The organism is Pseudohaemophilus paraphrohaemolyticus (assembly GCF_003253115.1).
GTDB lineage: Bacteria > Pseudomonadota > Gammaproteobacteria > Enterobacterales > Pasteurellaceae > Haemophilus_A > Haemophilus_A paraphrohaemolyticus_A.
In genome coordinates this window covers 226,336-246,487 of the sequence record NZ_QEQF01000002.1, presented here as the reverse complement: position 1 = coordinate 246,487, position 20,152 = coordinate 226,336, and the positions used below count along the sequence as shown (strand labels likewise).

The following is a 20,152-nucleotide window of genomic DNA, read 5'->3' as shown; positions in this document are numbered from 1 at the left end:
CTATATAAGGTTTTACTTCCCTTATTATGTGCTTTCTTCTGGGCTGTAGAGATTATTTTGTCAAGTAATCTGATGAAAAGTTATTCATCTGACTATGTCTATTTTTATAGGCAAGCAGGAAGTAGTTTAGGATATCTGCTTATTTTAATATATCAATTTATTAGTAAGAAAAATTTTGGAGAGACAAGTGATAATATTTTAACGCTACTAACAGATTTTTCTTTCTTTTTTATTGAATTGATATTATTAATTTCATCAGCCTTATCCTACTTTTTATATTATAAAACAATAGATATTCTTGGGCCCGTAAAAGCTGTAGTGTTAAACATTACATATAGTGTATGGGCAGTTTTAATTGGTGGGCTATTTTTTAAACAAGATATAAGTTTAACCCTATTATTTGTTAGTGTATTAATTGTAATAAATATATATTTTATTATTAGGAAGAAAAATTAAATGAATGCAATTATTTTGGCAGCAGGCTTGGGAAGTCGTTTTAAAGATGTTACAAAAACAATCCATAAGGCTCTTTTGCCTTTGAAAGATGGAACACCAAATATAGAAAGAACTATTGAATACCTGATAGATGCAAATATTAAAGATATATATATAGTTACTGGTCATTTGGCTTATCAGTTTGAGTATTTAAGAGATAAATATAATTGCCATTTAATTAACAATCATCACTATGATAAATATAATAATATTTTTTCTTTTATGTGTGCTGTAGATTATTTTGGGGATAGTTTTGTTATTGATAGTGATGTCACTTTATTTAATAATATTTTTCTGGATAATCCCCAAAATAGTTGCTACTATCTTATTCAAAGGCCTAAAGGAGAAAATAAAGAGTGGGTGCCGGTCATAATAAATGGACGGATTAAAAATATTAGAATTGATAATTCTTACTCTCCTAGTTTGTTAGGAATCTCTTATTGGACTAAAACTGATTCGAACATAATTAAAGAATGCTTAAAAAATTATAGTGATGAAAAATATCTTTTAGATCCTAAATTATACTGGGATAACATTCCTATGGAGTTATTAGAATGTTTAGATGTTAGAGCTAAACTCTTAGCAAAATTAGATGCTTATGAAATTGATAATTTGGAAGAATATAATTTTATGTTGGAATTATCTAGTTTTGAGAAATAATATGAAAATTAAAAAATCATACATTATTAACCTAAAAAAGTCATTATTAGAGTGTTTTGCTAGTCATTTTTTACTTTGGGAAAAATGCGTTAAGCTAAAAAATAACATTAATAAATTTATTTATGATATAAAATTGAAATTAGGTATATAAATGTCAATTAAATCTTTTCTGAGAACATTAAGACTAAAAATTGGTAAGCAAATTCTTGATAAAAAAACACCGCTTGCCAGTATTATATTCCCCCCTAAGAGTATTCTATTTTTACGCCATGATGGCAAGATTGGTGACTATGTCGTGAGTTCTTTTGTCTTCAGGGAAATCAAAAAACAAGCTCCTAATACCAAAATTGGCGTAGTTTGTTCTAAAAAGAATGCTTATCTTTTTGAACAAAATCCTTATATTGATCAACTTTATTTTGTTAAAACAAAAGATATTAGAGATTATATTCGCTGCGGTAAAATATTAGCTAAAGAGCAATATGATGTTTTAATTGATCCAACAGTAACACTTCGTAACAGAGATTTACTCTTTTTACGTACAATCAATGCAAAAAATTACATTGGTTATCAAAAAGAAAATTACAAATTATTTAACTTAAGTATTCCAGCTCAAGGTGTGCATTTTTCAGAGATTTATAAACAGGCTCTTGAACGGATAGGATTCAAACAAGTTTCAACTGCTTACGATATTCCATTTACAGACAAAGCAAAAAAAAATATTCAATATTTCTTAGTTAAAAATAATTTATCGAACTATGTTACAGTTAATTTCTTTGGGGCAAGTTCTTCTCGCAGCTTTAATAACAAAGCAATGAAATCATTGTTAGATAATCTAACAAGTAATACTATGAATATAGTATTACTTACCTTTCCTGAAGTAACACAAAAATTGAAAGCTCTAGCAAAAGAATACCAGAATATTTTTGTTTATGAGAAAACAGAAACCGTTTTTGATACGATTGAATTAATTAGAAATGCAAAATGCGTTATTTCACCTGATACTGCAATTGTGCATATTGCATCCGGCTTTAATAAACCACTTATTGCATTTTATAACCAAGATGAAGAAAACTTTAATCATTGGCAACCAAATAATTTAGCACTAACACATATTTTACGATTTAATAAAAGTGTGAATGAATTAGATTTTTCTCAAATAAAATCAGAATGGTTGTGTGAATAATGGACTTCCAATCCCTAAAACTCTTTCTCGACCTCACTCAAACCCGCAGTTTTATCCGCACCGCGGAAAAAAACTATATGAGTGCTTCAACTCTTACACGCCATATTCAGCGAATGGAAGAGGAGATAGAGCAACCGCTTTTGGTAAGAGATAACCGCCAAGTGCATCTTACAGAAGCGGGCGAAAAATTCTTAGAATTTGCAAAACAGAGCTGGGCGGATTGGCAAGCGATGAAAAATGCCCTTTCGCCTCATCAAGGAGAATTAGAAGGCGAGTTACAACTTTTCTGCTCGGTAACAGCCGCTTATAGCCATTTGCCAAGCATTTTGGAAAAATTCCGCCAGCGTTACCCTAAGGTTGAAATTAAGCTGATTACGGGCGACCCAGCTCACGCAGTTAGTTCCGTTCATTCATTACAAGCTGATATTTCCCTTGCAGGTAAGCCAAACAACTTACCGAATAATATTGAATTTCAGCATATTGATGACATCACACTTTCGTTGATTATTCCTCGCGTGGCTTGCGCTGCAACACAATTGCTTCAGCAAAACCCGATTGATTGGCAAAATATGCCGTTTATCTTACCGCTTGAAGGCTCCGCACGTCAGCGTATTGAAGCGTGGTTTAAATCGCAGAAAATTAAAGAACCTAAAATTTATGCCACCGTTGCAGGACACGAAGCGATAGTCCCGATGGTGGCATTAGGTTGTGGCGTGGCATTATTGCCCGATGTGGTGATTAAGCATAGCCCCGTGGCAAATCAGGTTTCTTATCTCAACTTAAACAAGCCGATTGAGCCTTTCGAATTAGGCATTTGTGTACAAACAAAACGCTTACAAGAGCCGATTATTAAAGCATTTTGGGAATTATTTGCTCAAATTTAACCGCTTAAACGGTATTCTAAACAGAATACCGTTCTTTATTCAAACTCCAACTCAACAGCCCCTTCGCCAAGCAGAGTTCTCAAGCCTACTAACATTTCTTCTTTGGGAGTTACTCGCCATTCTACGCCGCCTTTTAGTAAGGCTCTGCCTTGTTCGCTTTGATAGTAGAAGTGCAGTGGTAATGTGCCTTCTTTATAAGGTTCGATGCAAGCGGTCAAATCCTTCACAAATTTTGCATCTAATTGTTCTTGATTAATTGCAAGGGCAAGGCTTTTGGCATTGTGCGTGCGAGCGTCATCGAGCGTCATAATTTCTCGAGCAGACATTTTTAATCCACCGCTAAAATCATCGAACTGCACTGAACCTGTTGCGATAATGATGCTCTCTTTCTCAATGAGATCCCCATAAGTTTCTAAGGCTTCAGAGAACAACGTAATATCTAACTTGCCTGAACGGTCTTCAATGGTCGCAATCCCAATGCGACTACCGCGTTTAGTCACTGCGATACGATACCCAACCACAATTCCTGCCACAGTTGCATTCTGCCCACGGAAAGTCGGTTGCAGTTCATTTAAGCGCACAGGCGCATAGTGAGCGAGCTCTTTGAGGAATCGCCCAATTGGATGCCCGCTCAAATACAAGCCTAATGTTGCCCGCTCACCATCTAAAATAGTTTGCTCACTCCATTTTGGCGTATTAGCATAGGCATTTTGTACCTCTTCTGGCGTTTCAGTCAGCACACCAAACATATCGCTCTGCCCAAGCGCTTCCATTTTAGAATGTTGATCAGAAGCTTTAAGCGCATCTTCCAAGTTTTTCATTAAAGCTGCACGATGAGGACCGAGTTTATCCAAACTTCCCGACATTATCAGCGCATCAAAGGTGCGGCGGTTGATTTTTTTCAGATCCACCCGAGCAGTTAAATCAAACAGATCTTTGAAAATGCCATCTTGTTGGCGAGCAGATAAAATGGCATCAATCGGACCTTCGCCCACGCCCTTAATCGCGCCTAAACCGTAGACAATTTCGCCTTTTTCATTCACGGAAAAGCGGTGCTTACCGCTGTTAATATCAGGCGGTACAACAGTTAAGCCCATATTCATACATTCATCGTATAAGCCTACGATTTTATCGGTATTATCCATCTCTGAAGACATTACCGCTGCCATAAATTCAGCAGGGAAGTGGGCTTTAAGCCAGAGTGTTTGGTAAGAAACCAAAGCGTAGGCTGCCGAGTGTGATTTGTTAAAGCCATAGCCTGCGAATTTTTCCACAAGGTCGAAAATTTTCATCGCAAGATTACCATCAATGCCTTTATTGATTGCTCCCTTTTCGAAAATTTCACGCTGTGCCGCCATTTCTTCAGGCTTTTTCTTACCCATCGCACGACGTAATAAGTCCGCCCCACCGAGCGTATAGCCCGCCAGTTCTTGAGCAATCTGCATTACCTGCTCTTGGTAAACGATAACGCCATAGGTTGGCTCTAAAATCGGTTTTAGGCATTCGTGTTGATATTGCGCATCAGGATAAGAGACTTCCTCTTTTCCGTGTTTACGGTCGATAAAGTTCTGCACCATCCCCGACTCCAACGGACCTGGGCGGAACAACGCCACCAACGCGATAATATCTTCAAAGCAGTCGGGCTTGAGACGAGAAATCAGATCTTTCATCCCACGAGACTCTAACTGAAACACCGCCGTGGTTTTGGATTGCAGCAGCAAATCAAACGATTTTTTGTCATCCAGCGGAATACTTTCAATCCGTACAGGTTCTTTACCCTCTGCCCCCATTCGAGCATTGATCATCTCCAATGCCCACTTAATAATGGTGAGCGTGCGCAAGCCCAAGAAGTCAAATTTGACCAAGCCCGCATATTCCACATCGTTTTTGTCGAAGTGGGTTACAGGATGCATCCCTTCCGAGTCACAATAAAGCGGTGAAAAATCGGTAATCGCTGTTGGTGCAATTACCACCCCCCCTGCGTGTTTACCTGCATTTCGGGTCACACCTTCGAGTTTACGTGCCATATCTATCAGTGCTTTCACTTCTTCATCGCTATCGTAAAGCTCGGGTAATTTTGGCTCTGCGGCAAAAGCTTTTTCTAGCGTCATTCCTGGATCTGGTGGAATCAATTTAGAAATGCGATCCACAAAGCTATACGGATGCCCAAGCACACGCCCCACATCGCGGATTACCGCTTTTGCCGCCATTGTACCGAACGTGATGATCTGCGATACCGCTTGGCGACCGTAAGTGTCCGCCACATGGTCAATCACGCGATCACGACCATCCATACAAAAATCCACGTCGAAGTCTGGCATCGAAACACGTTCAGGGTTTAAGAAACGCTCAAAGAGTAAATCAAATTCAAGCGGATCGAGGTCGGTAATTTTCAGTGCATACGCCACAAGCGAGCCCGCTCCAGAACCTCGTCCAGGTCCAACAGGAATGCCGTTTTCTTTCGACCACTGAATAAACTCCATCACGATCAAGAAGTAACCAGGGAAGCCCATTTGGTTGATTACATCCAGCTCAACTTGCAAACGTTCATCATAAACCGACCGCTTACTTTTGCGTTCCTCTTCATCTGGGAATAAAAATTCAAGCCGTTCTTCCAAACCTTCACGCGATTTTTGCACCAAATAATCTTCGGTTGAAAGGTCGCCTGTTGGGAAATTCGGGAGGAAATATTCGCCCAAACGCACTGTGACCGAACAGCGTTTTGCGATTTCAACCGTATTCGCCAAAGCACTTGGAATATCCGCAAATAGACGGCACATCTCTTCTTCAGTGCGGAAATATTGCTGTGCGGAATATTTTTTCGGGCGTTTTGGATCGTCTAAGGTGTAGCTATCATGAATCGCGACGCGGATTTCGTGTGCCTCAAAATCGTCAGGTTTTAAGAACACCACATCATTGACCGCAACCAACGGAATATTGTGCTGAGAAGCAAAAGGCACAACCGCTTTGATGTAGTTCTCCTCGTCCGCCCGCCCTGTGCGACAAAGAGAAAAGTAAAAATGATCAGGGAAATATTGTTGATAGAAAGCGGTCAGATTTTCCGCTTCTTTTGCATTTTCTTTGAGTAAAGCTTTGCCCACATCGCCCGAACGTCCACCAGAAAGGACGATAATGCCTTCGTTCAATTCAGTCAGCCACTCTTTTTCCACCACTGGTAGGTCTATATAACCTTGCTGATAGGCTTTGGAAAGGAGCATCGTGATGTTGTGATAGCCTGTGTTGTTTTTAGCAAGGAGGGTTAGCTCGTCCAACTCTTCACATTCAGGTGTAGCACGCACAAGAATATCCGCCCCGATAATCGGTTTTAAACCCGAACTGAGGGCTTCGCCATAGAATTTAACCAAGCCACAAAAGTTGGTGAAATCGGTAAGAGCCATCGCGACCATATTGTCTGCCACAGCGGTTTTAACCAGAGGTTTGACCTTCGCCAAGCCGTTGATCATTGAGAAATCACTGTGAACTTTGAGGTGAACGAAACGAGGGAGCATAAAAACCTTTAGAATATGAAATTAAGCTAAAAAGAATAATTGGAAATAAAAGAGTGGATTTTACTACGATTAAAACGCCATTTGTATTTAAAGTGATACAAATGGCGTTTTTTATTTTTAAATTTTTACAGGCTCAATAATCTCACTCGGATAACAGCCTAGCACTTTTAAGAAACTGGTTACTTCTTTTAAAGCTTCCAACGCTTTCTGCGTGTTTTCGTTGTGCATATTGGCTTCAAGCTCAACATAGAACATCTCTTCCCACGGCTTACCGTATATTGGGCGAGATTCTAATTTCAGCATACGAATGCCGAATTGTTTAAATACCACTAACGCATCTACTAAAGCACCTGCTTGTTGAGTGGTCGTCATCAATAGTAGCGTTTTGGTTTGCACTTGCGGAGAGACTTTAACAGCCTCTTTTGCCACTACAATAAAGCGAGTGATGTTGTTCACTTGGTTAGCAATTTCCGATTTAATACTACTTAAACCATAAAGTTTACCGCCATCTTCATTGCCAATAGCTGCCACATTTGGTTTATTTAAGCGTGCGACCATCTGCATCGCGTGTGAGCTACTTTCGCAATATTTGATATGCACGCGATCAAGGCTTTGAATAAATTGGCTACATTGCTGAGCAGGTTGTGAGTGAGTATAAATGGTGTCAATTTCAGCTAAATCCACGTTGCCATTTGTCAACAAACAATGCTTGATGGGATAAGCCAATTCACCCACTAACGACAGTTCAGTATGTTGTAATAAATCGTAAACTTCGTTGATTGAACCTGAAGTCGTGTTTTCCAGCGGTAACACGCCAAAATCCGCTTCGCCTTTTTCCACTTTGGCAAAAATCGCATCAAATGAGGCACAATTTAGTTCCACCAAATTACCTTGGTATTTCTTCACAAATTGGCGTGCAGCCATATTAGAATAAGAGCCACGCATCCCTAAAAATGCAATGGAAAGGCTCTCTTCTTTTTGTTCATTCAATTTATTTTGTAGATAATGTTGCTGCGTTAATACAGAATCTTCAATAATGCGTTGGAAAATTTGGGTCACATATTGTGGATCAAGCTGGTAATTTTCAGACTCAGCAAAATTGACTAACTCTTGCAAAAGTTCTTTCTCACGAACAACATCGCGAAGTGGCTTTTGCGTAATCTCTTTGCTACGCACCACATCAAACGCTAAGCGATGGCGTTCGGATAATAACTTTAAAATATGGCGGTCAAGGCTGGTAATTTGTGTGCGGATATTGGTTAGGTCTAAGGACATAATTTGTTCTCAAAAATAAATAATAGCAAGATTATAACGATTTCAGCCTTAAAGGAAAGACAAGCGATTATTTTCTCTGAAAACGTTGCTAATCATCCTTAATCTCCACAAACTTCGCATCCAACACTTTCGCTAAATCTTGTGGGGCAAGTTCTACATCTAAACCACGTTTCCCGCCTGAAACAAACATCCTTGCAAATTGAGTGGCAGACTCATCAATTACGGTTGGTAAACGTTTTTTCTGACCAAGCGGGCTAATACCACCCAGCAAGTATCCCGTCGTTTTTTGAGCAACTTCTTTATCTGCCATTTCGACTTTTTTCACGCCCAATGCGTGAGCTGCTTTTTTTAAATTTAAAGTGCTTGAAACGGGCACAACCATCACAGCAAGCTTCTTCTGATCGCCATTTTCTGCCACTAACAACGTTTTAAACGTTTGATTTGCATCAATGCCTAATTTTTCGACCGCTTCTTGCCCAAAATTCGTGTTATTCGGATCGTGTTCGTATGGGTGTAGTTGGAAAGCAATTTTCTGTTTTTTCAAAAGATTTACCGCTGGTGTCATCACTCGCTCCTTGAAATTAGGTTATAATTACGCTCTACGCACTTTAAATGCAAATAAGGAAGATAAAATGTCTCAAATTCATCTCGCCATTGCCGCTGATTTTACCCTAGCTGAAAAATTACTTGAAGCATTAGAAAACAGTAATTTGACCTTTGATAAAGTTTCTGCGGTTGAAATCGAACCTTTTGGCGAAGAGCAAAACCTCCGTTTCGGCACGAAAGCCGTTGAGCAATTTGAATTAGATAATCTCGATTGGTCGCAATTTACCCATGTGTTATTTGCTGCCCCAATGGCTCAAGCAGAAACCTTAGCAAAAGCCGCTCAAGCGGGCTGTATTATTCTCGATCTGTTTGGCATTACCTCGCTGATTGGTAATGTGCCTGTGATTGTGCCAAATGTGAATAATGAAGCCCTCATTAACCTTCGTGAACACAACATTGTGGCATTGGCGAACCCGCAAATTTCGCAATTAGTGCTCGCACTACAACCGATTTTAGACCAACAACTTAGCCAGATTTTCGTGACTTCACTTCTGCCATCAGCCTATTTTGGTGAAGAAAAAGTGAAAGAATTAGCAGGGCAAACCGCACGTTTATTAAACGGTATTCCGTTTGATGACAATGCGGAACGCATTGCCTTTGATGTTGTGCCTGCGAATGTGCAAGGCGAAGAAAAACGACTGCCATTCTCGCGTGTGTTTGAATTGCAACTTGCAAAAGTTTTGCCAAATTTAACCGCTTCAGTGACCTTCCATTCCGTGCAAGTGCCTGTGTTCTATGGCGTGTCGCAAATGGTTTCCGTCCAGTCTGAATATGAATTAGATGTGGAAGCATTAAGTGCCGATTGGGCAAATAATGCTTGGATTAATTTCAGCGAAAATGAAGTACAAACGCCGGTAAAAAATGGCGAAAATGAAGAGCAAAATGCGTTGCAAATCAGCCAGTTACTTGCAAAAGAGGAAAATGTCTTGCAGTTCTGGTCTGTTGCCGATGAACAAAAATTCAGCCTTGCATTTTTAGCGGTTGAATTATTGGCATTGGTGTTAGATTACTAATTGAGGCAAAGAGAATGCTAGAAAAATTATTCGCATTAAAAGAAAAAGGCAGTAATGCTAAAACTGAAGTGATTGCGGGGATTACCACTTTCTTCACAATGGTTTATATCGTGTTTGTGAATCCATCGATCTTAGGCATTGCGGGAATGGATACACAAGTGGTGTTCGTGACTACCTGTTTAATCGCCGCGTTCGGTACGATTGCAATGGGGGTATTCAGTAATCTTCCAATCGCACTTGCACCAGCGATGGGCTTAAATGCCTTTTTTGCTTTTGTAGTCGTGCAAAAATTGGGTTACTCGTGGCAAGTTGGGATGGGGGCAATTTTCTTAGGTTCAATCGGCTTATTCTTACTCACATTGCTTAAAATTCGCTACTGGTTTATGGCATCTATTCCGCACGGTTTGCGCGTTGGGATTGGTGCGGGTATCGGTTTGTTTATTGCCTTAATCGGCTTTAAAAATATGGGCATTGTTGTGCCGAATGCTGATACCTTAGTTGCTTTGGGCGATTTGCACGATCCAAAAGTCTTGTTAGGTGTGCTCGGCTTCTTTGTAATTGTGATTTTATCAGCAAAAGGCATTCATTCAGGCGTATTAATTTCCATCGCACTCATCACAGGGCTTGCCTTGATTTTCGATCCTGCAGTAGCTTTCCACGGTATTGTTTCTATGCCACCAAGTTTAGATTCTGTTGTTGGGCAAGTGGATGTTGCTGGTGCGTTTGATTTAGGTTTGCTTGGTATCATTTTCTCATTTTTACTTGTTAACCTTTTTGATAGCTCAGGCACGCTAATTGCAGTAACCACTAAAGCGGGTTTTGCAGATAAACAAGGGCGTTTCCCTCGTATGAAACAAGCCCTTTTTGTGGATAGCACCGCAGCAATGGCGGGCTCGTTAATGGGCACATCGGCGGTAAGTACTTACATTGAAAGCGGTTCAGGCGTATCAGTTGGTGGGCGCACAGGCTTAACGGCGGTTGTAGTTGGCGTGCTCTTCTTACTGACCATTTTCTTCTCGCCATTGGCAAGCGTTGTGCCTGCTTATGCAACCGCAGGAGCGCTGGTGTTTGTAGGCATTTTAATGGCTTCAAGCCTGATTGAAGTGAAATGGGATGACTTAACTGAAGCCACCCCTGCATTCATCACTACCGCAATGATGCCGTTTACTTACTCCATCACAGAAGGCATTGCATTCGGCTTTATCAGCTATTGCGTGATGAAGGCTTGCACAGGCAGATTTAAAGAGATCAACCCTTCTGTTGCCGTGGTGTCGATCTTGTTTTTGATTAAATTTGTTTGGATTGGATAACCGATTTACTATCAATGTAATTTCTTCGCTAATTAAAACTGCCAAATCTCCCCTCCCCCTCTTTGCTAAAGAGGGGGAGGGGAGATTTGGCAGAAGTGAATTAACCTCATATTTAATTAGACATAATATTAAATTATTTACTTGACTGAAAAAATTGAATTGCTAGAATTCTGGCATTCTTTTTTATAAAGAACTGTTCGGATGAAGGTAGCTGGAGAGAAATGAATTAACATTTCACCGACGAGGTAAAATCTTTCAGGTGCACATTGTGCGAGGACTGTTACTGGACGAACCCTTGGAGAGATCCAATCTGCAATGCAGAAAATGGACGCCGAAGGCGAAAATGCTTAATGCCCGTTAAGTGTGAAACGCTCAGGTAAAAGGACAGGGGAGAAAAGTTATTCCATAAACAAGCGGTCATTTTCTGCAAAACTTTTGCGAAAATCGCCCGCTTGCTGTCGCTTTTCTTTCCTTGTAAGCAAAATTTACGAGGAACATCAAATGTCAATCGACACTATTCTTAACCAAATTAGCAGTTTTATCTGGGGAGCACCGTTATTGATTTTGCTCTCTGGCGTAGGTGTTTACTTCACTCTTAGCCTTAAGGGCATTCAAATTACGCAACTTTTCCGTGCGTTCGTCTATATGTTTAAGCCTGAACAAGGGCAGGGGCAAACAGGCGATATTTCCGCATTTGCTGCACTGTCTACCGCATTAGCGGCAACCATCGGCACGGGGAATATCGTGGGCGTAGCAACGGCAATTTATTCTGGTGGACCTGGTGCATTGTTCTGGATGTGGCTGATTGCACTATTCGGAATGGCAACCAAATATGCTGAAGGCTTGCTTGCCATCAAATTCCGTGGACGTGATCGCTCTGGTTTCATCGCAGGAGGCCCAATGTATTACATCGAAATGGGGATGGGCAAAAAATGGAAATGGCTCGCAAAAGCATTCGCCTTCTTTGGTGTTTTAGTAGCTTTGCTTGGCATCGGAACATTCCCGCAAGTGAACGGAATTACCCATGCATTACAATCCACTTTTGATATTCCTGTTGTACTTACAGCCGTTGTGCTTACGTTAATTGTTATCGCGATTGTATTTGGCGGCGTGAAACGCATCTCTAAAATCGCAAGCGTCGTGGTACCATTTATGGCGATTGCTTATGTGGCTGCGTCTGTGTGTGTGTTAGCACTTAATGCAGAAAAAATCCCAGAAGCCGTGAAGTTGATTGTTTATGCTGCATTTAATCCTGAAGCTGCTTTAGGTGGTGCATTTGGTTTTACCGTAATGCAAGCCATTCAATTGGGGGTTGCACGTGGTATTTTCTCAAATGAATCGGGTTTAGGTTCAGCACCCATTGCAGCAGCAGCGGCACAAACCAAAGAGCCTGTACGCCAAGGCTTGATTTCAATGACAGGCACATTCTTAGATACGATTATTGTTTGTACAATGACAGGGCTTGTGATTGTGATTACAGGTGCGTGGACGCAAGGTGTACAAGGTGCAGAGCTGACCAATCTTGCCTTTAATCAAGGGTTAGAGAGCAACGCTGGTTCATTTATTGTAACTATCGGTTTAGTGTTCTTCGCATTTACGACCATTTTAGGTTGGTGCTATTACGGCGAGCGCTGCTTTGTTTACTTAACGAAAGGCCGCACAAAAGGGATAAAATTCTACCGCTTGTTGTTTGTGGCGTTAATTGCTTCTGCTCCATTCTTAGAATTACAAACCATCTGGACAATTGCCGATATCGTAAATGGCTTAATGGCATTCCCGAACTTAATCGCCTTGATTGCATTGCGTAAAGTAATTATTAACGAAACAAAAGCGTATTTTGCGAGATTAAAGGTGGGTAAGGTTGCTTAAAGCAGATGGCATAATGGCGATATTGTAGATAAAACAAAGTGCTTAAATCCTGATAATCTAGGGTTTAAGCACTTTTTCATTATTTCTCAAGCAAAATTTTCGCTGCTTCTACTACGGTCGCAACCGCCGCTTCTTCAGTCGCTTTCATGGTTGCTTCATTTGGAATTTCTTGTTGAGTGCGGTTTACAATTACGCCTGCAACCATCCCAGCACGCAAGCCTAAAGCTGAACACATGGTAAGAAGTGTTGCCGATTCCATTTCATAGTTCATGACGTGTAAATCTTGCCACTCTTTGAGCGTACCTCTGAATTGAGCACACACTTTGCTTGTGTAGGTGTCGTAACGTTCTTGCCCTGGGTAGAAAGTATCCGATGAAGCAGTTATTCCTACAAAAGTTTTCACGCCTTGTTTTTGTGCCGCTTGATAAAGTGCGGTCGTACATTCAAAGTCTGCCACTGCTGGGTAAGCCAGTGGTGCGAAGTGTTGGCTTGCACCATCTAAACGCACAGACCCAGTAGTAACCAATAAATTGCCTACTTCAATATGCGGTTGGATTGCCCCTGTTGTGCCCACACGCAAGAAAGTGCGGATGCCAAGCTGAGCAAGCTCTTCAACACAGATTGAGGTGGATGGTCCGCCAATCCCTGTTGAACACACTACAACTGCTTGGTCACCAATAAAACCTAACCACGAGTTAAATTCGCGATGGTTTGCCAAAAACTCTGGATTCGCTAATTGTTTGGCGATACGCTCGCTACGTGCAGGGTCACCCGGAATAATAGCGAGTGTCGCCCCTTTTAACATCGCTTTGGTTAAACCTAAATGGAAAACTTCAGACATTTTTTTCTCCTTTCCTTTGCCTTGTTTCGGTGAAGTTTAACAAATTATTTCATTAAACATTTTGAGGTAAAACAAGTTTTTAACCCAAAATAAACTGAAATTCTACCTCAAATTCCGTCTCATTCAAACGATACTCGTCTTTCAAATTCGGACCGCACGAATTAGAACCAATTCCGCTCATTTTATAATCGATATTAAAAATCATATAAGGCGATTTTACTAAATCATAACAGTGTATTTTGGCGGTTAATTCTTCCGCAGTATAAGGCGAAAGATTAAAGCTAAACGGCTGGTCCGCCGTCGCATACAAGCGGTCGAATTTCACATATTCACAACCAAAATGGCTTCCGTTTTCTTGAGGTTTCACGTAATCAGTGTGATTCTGTTCTGCTGTTGTTCGATAAACACCTAATTTAGCAAGATGATGTTTATCAATGTAGCTTTCCAACTCACCATAACCAAAATATTCTGCTACACCAATGTTTTTTGATAAAGCAAAACGCAAACCAAAACGAGGTAAAAATGGCAAGTGTGCAGGTCGCTGTGCATTAATTTTTACGGAAAATTGTCCATCTGCCAAAATCGTATAAACCAGATCAAGGGTTAAAATTCTGCCACGAGAAATTGACACGATTGCAGAAGTTACTCGAATTTCTACCGCTTGTTCACTCACATTCACGACAGTTTCGTAAGCTCGCATGTAAGCATTATCGTAACCCGCATTTTGCCACGCTGCACGAATTAAGCGGTCGTTATCAGTTGGTGCTCGCCAAAATTGAAAATCTAACGGCTGTTCAATCAATGGCTCGCCTGCTTTCTCAATTTGGCTAAAAATCCCTTTCTGTTTATCAAAAAGATAGCGGTAATCTTCGTTATGAATTTCAACGGTTAATGCCGTTTCATTCACTGAAAATGCCGTTTGCGTTACCACAAGCAATTGTTTTTTCAAGCTATTTTGCGGATACAAATTGATTTGGTCAAAGCCTAATTCGTGCTCCATCTCTAACAACTCTGTATCCCAATTCTGCGTGTAAGAGAGGTTGAGCAACCAGTGCGAGCCATTATTTTCAGGCAAGGAAATCGGCAAAACCACACTTTGATGCGGTTCGCAATCCACCTCTAAAAATCCACCGCTTGTGGTGATGCCATTTTGCACAAATTCGTAATTTACGGTTAAAATATCCGCTAAATTGGTGAAGTCCAAGTAGTTATGCAGCACAATTTTGCCATCTTCAAAACGAGCACGCACAGGGCGATTCACGTTTTTCACTTCCTTCAAATTGCTGTGTGGAATGCGATCAGGAGAAACCAAGCCATCCATACAGAAATTGCCATCATGCGGAGTTTCACCAAAGTCGCCACCGTAGCCGAACTGTCGGTTTTCACGATACGGGGCATGGTCACACCACTCCCAAATAAAGCCACCACAAGATTGTGGATGACGGTGGAAAGTTTGCCAATAATCTTCCATATCGCCATTGGAATTGCCCATTGCATGGCTATATTCGCACAAAATAAACGGCTTCGTTTTTAGCGTTTCACAATAGCAGTCAATATCTTCAGTTGAACCATACATTTCGCTGTAAAAATCTAAATTGGAAAGATCGTTTTGATACTCTGAATGTTGATAAATCGAGCTTTCATAATGCACCAAACGGCTTGGGTCGCGTTGTTTAATCCACGCCGCTGCTGCCTCAAAATTCTCTCCATAACCCGATTCATTACCGAGTGACCAAATAATCACAGAAGTACGGTTTTTATCACGCTCTACATTCGCTTGTTGGCGGTCTAAAATCGCTTTTTTAAACGCAGGATCACGAGCGAAATAGCAGAAATTATCAATTGTCTCTTGGCGAATGCGAGCCGTTTCTAGATCGTTCTCATGGTTTAAAAAAATGCTCGGCTCAGGTGTTTTTACCGCTAACATTGAAGCCCCGTGCGATTCCACATCACTCTCGGCAATTACGTAAAAACCGTAACGGTCGCAAAGCTCAGTGAACCAAGGGGCATTCGGGTAGTGTGCTGTACGAATCGCATTGATGTTATGCTGTTTCATTAGCTGTAAATCTTTCAACGCTTGTGCATAACTAATTGCATAGCCTGTTTTCGGATCGCTATCGTGACGGTTCACGCCTTTAAATTTAATCGGCTGGTTGTTGAAATAAAACACGCCATCTTTCACTTCCGCTTTTCTAAAGCCAATTTTTTGCACAATCACTTCATTTTCAGTGCGTAAAATCAAAGTATAAAGCTGTGGGTTTTCTACATTCCAAAGTTGCACATTGGTAATCTTTTCGCAGAAATTAACCGCTTGCTTGCAGAAAACAGACACATTTTCTGGTGAGATAAGTTCTACCTTAAGCGGTCTATTTTCAGCGATAAATTGCAAATCAAGAGAAAGTGTCGCTTCGCTTAAATCTTCACTTAGCTCATAGCGAACAAAGAAGTCTTGCAGGTAATTTTGCTCACGCTCCAACAAATACACATCTCGGAAAATGCCCGACATACGGAATTTATCTTGGTCTTCCAAATAGCTGCCGTCGCACCATTTCAACACAACTACGTGTAAATGATTTGTGCCTTGCGTGAGGAAATCAGTCACATCAAATTCGCTAGTGGAGTGACTAACTTGGCTATAGCCGACAAATTGGCGGTTTACATAGAAGAATAAACACGAATCTACGCCTTCAAAATTAAGTAAATAGCGTTTGCCATTTGACTCAAATTGGAAGGTACGATGATACAACCCGCACGGGTTTTGATGTGGCACAAAGGGCGGATCGAACGGGAACGGGTAATTGATATTAGTGTAGTGATGATGGTCAAAACCGTGATTTTGCCAATTCGATGGCACGGGGATTTTGTGCTCAAAGGCAGTATTCAAAAAATCCTCTGGCAAATCATGATAGCTTTCATAATAGTTAAAATCCCAGTCACCATTGAGAAGCGTAAAATAAGGCGATTGCTCACGCGAACTAATCGTTTCCAGAGATTGATGCGGAATAAAATAGGCGTGATGCGGCGTGGTGTTGATGTGAAGCGTGTTTGGATCTTGGAAGTAATTTGGTAAAGCCATTTTTATCTCCTATAAAAATACTCTCTTCCCTTGTGGGAGAGAGACAGAAAAAATTTCGTTCAGAAATTTTTTCAGAGAGAGGGGAAACAAAAAATTTAGTACACAAACCGATAATAAACACTATGGTGATACGGCTCGTTTGCTTGCGAAATCCCGCCAAATGCAGCGAGTTCTGGGTGGTTTGGGCTATCTGGGAAAAATTCGGGTTCTAACGCTACGCCCGCGTAATCTTCGCACACGCCATTCTCGCCACGCGGCTGCCCTGCTAGCCAATTGCCTGTGTAAAGTTGCACGGCAGGCATTGAGGTTTCAAGACGTAATTGCAAGTCTTCCACGCTTAAACAAGCGGTGAAATTTTGAGTTTCTTTTGCAATCAAGAAGGCGTGATCGTAGCCTCGCACCGCACGTTGGTCTGTATCAGCAAGCAAATCTTCTTCAATCGCTTTCGGTTGGCGGAAGTCAAAACTGGTGCTATCTACTGCTTTTAATAAGCCGTTTGGAATACCGTTCTCACCCACTGGCAAATAGTGTGAGGCGTTGATTTGCAAGCTATGATGGCGAATAGTAGAGCTGCTGTTCAAGTTAAAATAGGCGTGATTGGTTAAGCAAAGCGGGGTTGCTTGGTCGCTCACGGCATCAAAATCGACTTCCAACTGATTATCGGTTAGGCGATAAGTCACCGTTGCATTCACTTCCCCGCCAAAGCCTTCCTCACCATCAGCAAAAGTGTAGCCAAATTTTACCGCTTGCGGGCTCTGTTCTAGCACTTGCCATTCCACAAAACTTGCCCCTTTCACGCCGCCGTGCAAATTGTTCTCTCCGTTATTTTTCGCCAGTTGGTACACTTTGCCGTTGAGTTTGTATTCTCCATTTGCGATACGGTTGGCATAACGCCCAACAGTTGCACCAAAGTAAGCTGACTGCTCTGCCCAACGTTTTGGCGTGGTGGTAATTAACACTTCTCGGTTACCTTTTGGATGTTTGACAATGCAAGAGAGCCACGACGCCCCGAAGTTAGAAAGGGTGATGTTGAGATGATTGTTTTCAAGGGTAAAGGTTTTCATAGAGAACTCCTTTTCAAAGAATAAAGGCTGTATATACTAATTTCTCCGTAAATAAGTACTGTCAAATCTCCTCCCCCTCTTTACTAAAGAGGGGGGAAGATTTGGCAAAAGAAAAAACGGAGAAATTATTTTATTTTAGTTTATGAAACCACTCTCACCCCATCACTCGCGGTACAGAGATAGAAGGTTTCTTTAATGCCTGTTTGTTTTTCGTAGTTGTCGGCAATCAATTGGCGTAATGCCTCCACTTTCTCATTTGGCACAAGGCAGACGATACAGCCACCGAAGCCACCGCCCGTCATACGTGCACCGCCATTTTTGCCAATCGCCACTTGAGCAAGCTCCACCAAGTAGTCAATTTCAGGAATGGTAATCTCAAAATCATCACGCATTGAGTCGTGAGATTCGCCCATCAATTGACCGAGTTTCACCATATCATTCGCTTTTAAGGCTTGAACCGCATCAAGCACACGTTGATCTTCATAAACTACATGTTTTGCACGTTTATAAGCCAATTCGCTTTCAGCTTTTAACTCATTTTCACGAGCGTGGAATTGCTCAGGTGACACGTCGCGTAAGGCTTTCACACCAAAGAATTTTGCTGCTTGTTCACACTCTTGGCGGCGGCTATTGTATTCACCTGTCACTAAATCATGTTTCACATTCGAGTTGATGATCGCAATAGAATAGCCTTGTGGCACAGGGGTTGGGGTAATCTCAAGGCTTCTGCAGTCGATCATAATCAAGTGATCTTTTTGACCTAATGCAGAAGTCAATTGGTCCATATTGCCACAGTTCGCCCCCACAAATTTGTTCTCTGCTTTTTGTCCAATAAGGGCAATTTGAGCAAGAGAAAGCGGTAAATCGCCTAATACTTGACAGGTTTTGCCGATTGAAATTTCAAGAGCCGCAGAAGAGCTTAACCCTGATGACATCGGCACATCACTGGTCATCACTAAATTTGCCCCTTGTTTGAAATCTGGGCATTGTTCTTGAACATATTTCACTACGCCACGCACGTAATTTGCCCATTTGTGTTTGCTTTGGGTGAAATCTTGGCTTAAATCAAATTCATCTTGCTCATCAATATCAATTGCGTAAACACGCCAAATGCTGTCGTCACGTTTTGAGAAACTCACTGCCATACCGTAGTTGATCGCACAAGGCATAACAAAGCCATCGTTGTAGTCGGTGTGTTCGCCAATGATATTTACTCGACCTGGTGCGAAAACGGTTTGTTCTGCGTTATAGCCATAATGCTCAGTGAATTTTTGTTGAGAAATTTGTTGTGGGGTCATTGGCTATCTCCTTATTTTTTATCTTTATAGTGAACGCTATCGCTTACTGCATTTAAACGTTCAGCGGCTTGTTCTGGGGTTAAATCGCGTTGACTTTCTGCCATCATTTCATAACCTACCATAAATTTACGCACAGTGGCTGAGCGTAAAAGCGGTGGATAGAAGTGGGCGTGCAATTGCCAGTGTCCATTTTCTTCGCCATTAAACGGAGCAAAGTGGAAGCCCATTGAATATGGGAAGCTGATGTTAAATAAGTTATCGTAACGCGTGGTTAATTTTTTCAACGCTAAGGCTAAATCTTCGCGTTCCGCTTGGTTTAAATCTTCAATCGATTTGAACTGTTTTGCTTTTGGTAATAGCAAGGTTTCAAACGGCCACGCTGCCCAATAAGGCACAACTGCAATCCAATTTTCAGTTTCAGCAACAATACGTTCGCGTTTTTCTAATTCACGTTTCGCGTAATCAACTAGCAATGGCGAGCCATATTTTTTGAAATATTCTGCTTGGCATTCATCTTCAATCGCAATCTCATTCGGTAGGAAATTACTTGCCCAAATTTGACCGTGTGGATGAGGGTTTGAACATCCCATCATTGAGCCTTTGTTCTCAAAAATTTGTACCCATTGGTAACGTTGTTTAAGCTCGCAAGCCTGTTCTTGCCACACTTGGATCACTTGCTCAATTTCTGGCACAGTTAACTGCGGTAAGGTTTTGCTATGGTCTGGAGAAAAACAGATCACACGGCTTTCACCTTGCGTATGCGAAATTTGGAACAGTGGATCATCGTTTTTCTCTGGTGCTGGCGTATCTGCAAGCAAGGCTGAAAAATCGTTTTTGAACACGAACGGTTTAGTATATTGCGGATTTTGCTCACCTGTAATGCGTTTATTGCCAGGGCAGAGATAACAATTTGGATCGTAGCTTGGTTTATTATCTGCCACCACTTCTTCTTGCTGCCCTTGCCATGGACGTTTTGCACGATGCGGAGAGACTAAGATCCATTGATTTTTTAATGGATTAAAACGACGATGCGGATGGTCGTTTAAGACAAATTGCTCACTCATAATCA

At 41.2% G+C, this 20,152-nt stretch carries 16 protein-coding genes, 1 pseudogene and 1 riboswitch; of the genes and pseudogenes, 8 read left to right on the top strand and 9 right to left on the bottom strand.

Annotated elements, in window-relative coordinates; genetic code table 11:
* From DPV92_RS04035 to ilvY, 5 genes are all read left to right on the top strand, one after another.
* A partial coding sequence (locus DPV92_RS04035; protein WP_145958653.1) for an EamA family transporter occupies positions 1-456 on the top strand: 456 nt, incomplete at its 5' end.
* Entirely contained in the window at positions 457-1,155 is a 699-nt protein-coding gene (locus DPV92_RS04030) for an NTP transferase domain-containing protein (protein ID WP_111353791.1), read from the top strand.
* Positions 1,088-1,306 (top strand): glycosyltransferase family 25 protein, encoded by a 219-nt coding sequence (locus tag DPV92_RS10050; protein ID WP_111353790.1) that lies wholly within the window; start codon positions 1,088-1,090, stop codon positions 1,304-1,306. The genes DPV92_RS04030 and DPV92_RS10050 overlap by 68 nt, the downstream gene beginning before the upstream one ends.
* Positions 1,307-2,338, top strand: a complete 1,032-nt coding sequence (locus DPV92_RS04020) for a glycosyltransferase family 9 protein (RefSeq protein ID WP_111353789.1) — start codon at positions 1,307-1,309, stop codon at positions 2,336-2,338.
* Positions 2,338-3,222: an HTH-type transcriptional activator IlvY gene (ilvY, locus tag DPV92_RS04015; RefSeq protein ID WP_005708873.1), complete on the top strand. Its 885-nt coding sequence runs from the start codon at positions 2,338-2,340 to the stop codon at positions 3,220-3,222. The genes DPV92_RS04020 and ilvY overlap by 1 nt, the downstream gene beginning before the upstream one ends.
* A gap of 35 nt (positions 3,223-3,257) precedes the next feature.
* Here the strand turns inward: ilvY and dnaE are convergent, their stop codons facing one another.
* The 3 genes from dnaE to ybaK all read right to left on the bottom strand — a co-directional run bounded on the left by dnaE (position 3,258) and on the right by ybaK (position 8,571).
* Entirely contained in the window at positions 3,258-6,731 is a 3,474-nt protein-coding gene (gene dnaE, locus DPV92_RS04010; RefSeq protein ID WP_111353788.1) for a DNA polymerase III subunit alpha, read from the bottom strand.
* A gap of 117 nt (positions 6,732-6,848) precedes the next feature.
* A complete protein-coding gene (locus DPV92_RS04005; RefSeq protein WP_111353787.1) occupies positions 6,849-8,006 on the bottom strand; it encodes a chorismate mutase in 1,158 nt (385 codons plus the stop codon).
* Between the two features lie 88 nt (positions 8,007-8,094).
* Positions 8,095-8,571 carry a Cys-tRNA(Pro)/Cys-tRNA(Cys) deacylase YbaK gene (gene ybaK, locus DPV92_RS04000; protein WP_111353786.1) on the bottom strand — a complete coding sequence of 159 codons (477 nt, stop codon included), beginning with the start codon at positions 8,569-8,571 and terminating at the stop codon, positions 8,095-8,097.
* Between the two features lie 67 nt (positions 8,572-8,638).
* Here ybaK and DPV92_RS03995 point away from each other — a divergent pair, with 67 nt between their 5' ends.
* The 3 genes from DPV92_RS03995 to DPV92_RS03985 all read left to right on the top strand — a co-directional run bounded on the left by DPV92_RS03995 (position 8,639) and on the right by DPV92_RS03985 (position 12,804).
* Positions 8,639-9,625 (top strand): oxidoreductase, encoded by a 987-nt coding sequence (locus tag DPV92_RS03995; RefSeq protein ID WP_111353785.1) that lies wholly within the window; start codon positions 8,639-8,641, stop codon positions 9,623-9,625.
* Positions 9,626-9,639: 14 nt separating this feature from the next.
* Positions 9,640-10,935, top strand: a complete 1,296-nt coding sequence (locus DPV92_RS03990; protein WP_005708878.1) for an NCS2 family permease — start codon at positions 9,640-9,642, stop codon at positions 10,933-10,935.
* Positions 10,936-11,220: 285 nt separating this feature from the next.
* Positions 11,221-11,333: riboswitch (glycine riboswitch) on the top strand.
* 103 nt (positions 11,334-11,436) lie between these two features.
* Positions 11,437-12,804 carry an alanine/glycine:cation symporter family protein gene (locus tag DPV92_RS03985; RefSeq protein ID WP_111353784.1) on the top strand — a complete coding sequence of 456 codons (1,368 nt, stop codon included), beginning with the start codon at positions 11,437-11,439 and terminating at the stop codon, positions 12,802-12,804.
* 79 nt (positions 12,805-12,883) lie between these two features.
* Here DPV92_RS03985 and udp read toward each other — a convergent pair whose 3' ends face one another.
* The 6 genes and pseudogenes from udp to galT form a co-directional block, all read right to left on the bottom strand.
* Positions 12,884-13,645: a uridine phosphorylase gene (udp, locus tag DPV92_RS03980; RefSeq protein ID WP_111353783.1), complete on the bottom strand. Its 762-nt coding sequence runs from the start codon at positions 13,643-13,645 to the stop codon at positions 12,884-12,886.
* Positions 13,646-13,724: 79 nt separating this feature from the next.
* Positions 13,725-16,151, bottom strand: a complete 2,427-nt coding sequence (locus tag DPV92_RS03975) for a glycoside hydrolase family 2 TIM barrel-domain containing protein (protein WP_404810739.1) — start codon at positions 16,149-16,151, stop codon at positions 13,725-13,727.
* A gap of 24 nt (positions 16,152-16,175) precedes the next feature.
* Positions 16,176-16,721: pseudogene (locus DPV92_RS10045) on the bottom strand (sugar-binding domain-containing protein); the annotation flags it as partial.
* A gap of 95 nt (positions 16,722-16,816) precedes the next feature.
* Positions 16,817-17,785, bottom strand: coding sequence for a galactose-1-epimerase (locus tag DPV92_RS03970; RefSeq protein WP_111353781.1), 969 nt, complete (start codon positions 17,783-17,785; stop codon positions 16,817-16,819).
* A 140-nt stretch (positions 17,786-17,925) separates the two neighbouring features.
* Entirely contained in the window at positions 17,926-19,083 is a 1,158-nt protein-coding gene (gene galK, locus DPV92_RS03965; protein ID WP_111353780.1) for a galactokinase, read from the bottom strand.
* Between the two features lie 11 nt (positions 19,084-19,094).
* The gene (galT, locus tag DPV92_RS03960; protein WP_111353779.1) at positions 19,095-20,147 is read right to left on the bottom strand and encodes a galactose-1-phosphate uridylyltransferase; all 1,053 of its coding nucleotides are present in this window, start codon (positions 20,145-20,147) and stop codon (positions 19,095-19,097) included.
* Between the last annotated feature and the right edge of the window lie 5 nt (positions 20,148-20,152).

Excerpts from the sequence above, each read along its gene's own strand:
- DPV92_RS03985 (WP_111353784.1), top strand. The coding sequence starts at position 11,437 with ATGTCAATCGACACTATTCTTAACCAAATTAGCAGTTTTATCTGGGGA.
- galT (WP_111353779.1), bottom strand. The coding sequence starts at position 20,147 with ATGAGTGAGCAATTTGTCTTAAACGACCATCCGCATCGTCGTTTTAAT.
- DPV92_RS04005 (WP_111353787.1), bottom strand. The coding sequence starts at position 8,006 with ATGTCCTTAGACCTAACCAATATCCGCACACAAATTACCAGCCTTGAC.
- DPV92_RS03970 (WP_111353781.1), bottom strand. The coding sequence starts at position 17,785 with ATGAAAACCTTTACCCTTGAAAACAATCATCTCAACATCACCCTTTCT.
- udp (WP_111353783.1), bottom strand. The coding sequence starts at position 13,645 with ATGTCTGAAGTTTTCCATTTAGGTTTAACCAAAGCGATGTTAAAAGGG.
- DPV92_RS10050 (WP_111353790.1), top strand. The coding sequence starts at position 1,088 with ATGCTTATGAAATTGATAATTTGGAAGAATATAATTTTATGTTGGAAT.
- DPV92_RS03975 (WP_404810739.1), bottom strand. The coding sequence starts at position 16,151 with ATGTCGGGCATTTTCCGAGATGTGTATTTGTTGGAGCGTGAGCAAAAT.
- DPV92_RS03995 (WP_111353785.1), top strand. The coding sequence starts at position 8,639 with ATGTCTCAAATTCATCTCGCCATTGCCGCTGATTTTACCCTAGCTGAA.
- ybaK (WP_111353786.1), bottom strand. The coding sequence starts at position 8,571 with ATGACACCAGCGGTAAATCTTTTGAAAAAACAGAAAATTGCTTTCCAA.
- DPV92_RS03990 (WP_005708878.1), top strand. The coding sequence starts at position 9,640 with ATGCTAGAAAAATTATTCGCATTAAAAGAAAAAGGCAGTAATGCTAAA.
- dnaE (WP_111353788.1), bottom strand. The coding sequence starts at position 6,731 with ATGCTCCCTCGTTTCGTTCACCTCAAAGTTCACAGTGATTTCTCAATG.
- DPV92_RS04020 (WP_111353789.1), top strand. The coding sequence starts at position 1,307 with ATGTCAATTAAATCTTTTCTGAGAACATTAAGACTAAAAATTGGTAAG.
- DPV92_RS04030 (WP_111353791.1), top strand. The coding sequence starts at position 457 with ATGAATGCAATTATTTTGGCAGCAGGCTTGGGAAGTCGTTTTAAAGAT.
- ilvY (WP_005708873.1), top strand. The coding sequence starts at position 2,338 with ATGGACTTCCAATCCCTAAAACTCTTTCTCGACCTCACTCAAACCCGC.
- galK (WP_111353780.1), bottom strand. The coding sequence starts at position 19,083 with ATGACCCCACAACAAATTTCTCAACAAAAATTCACTGAGCATTATGGC.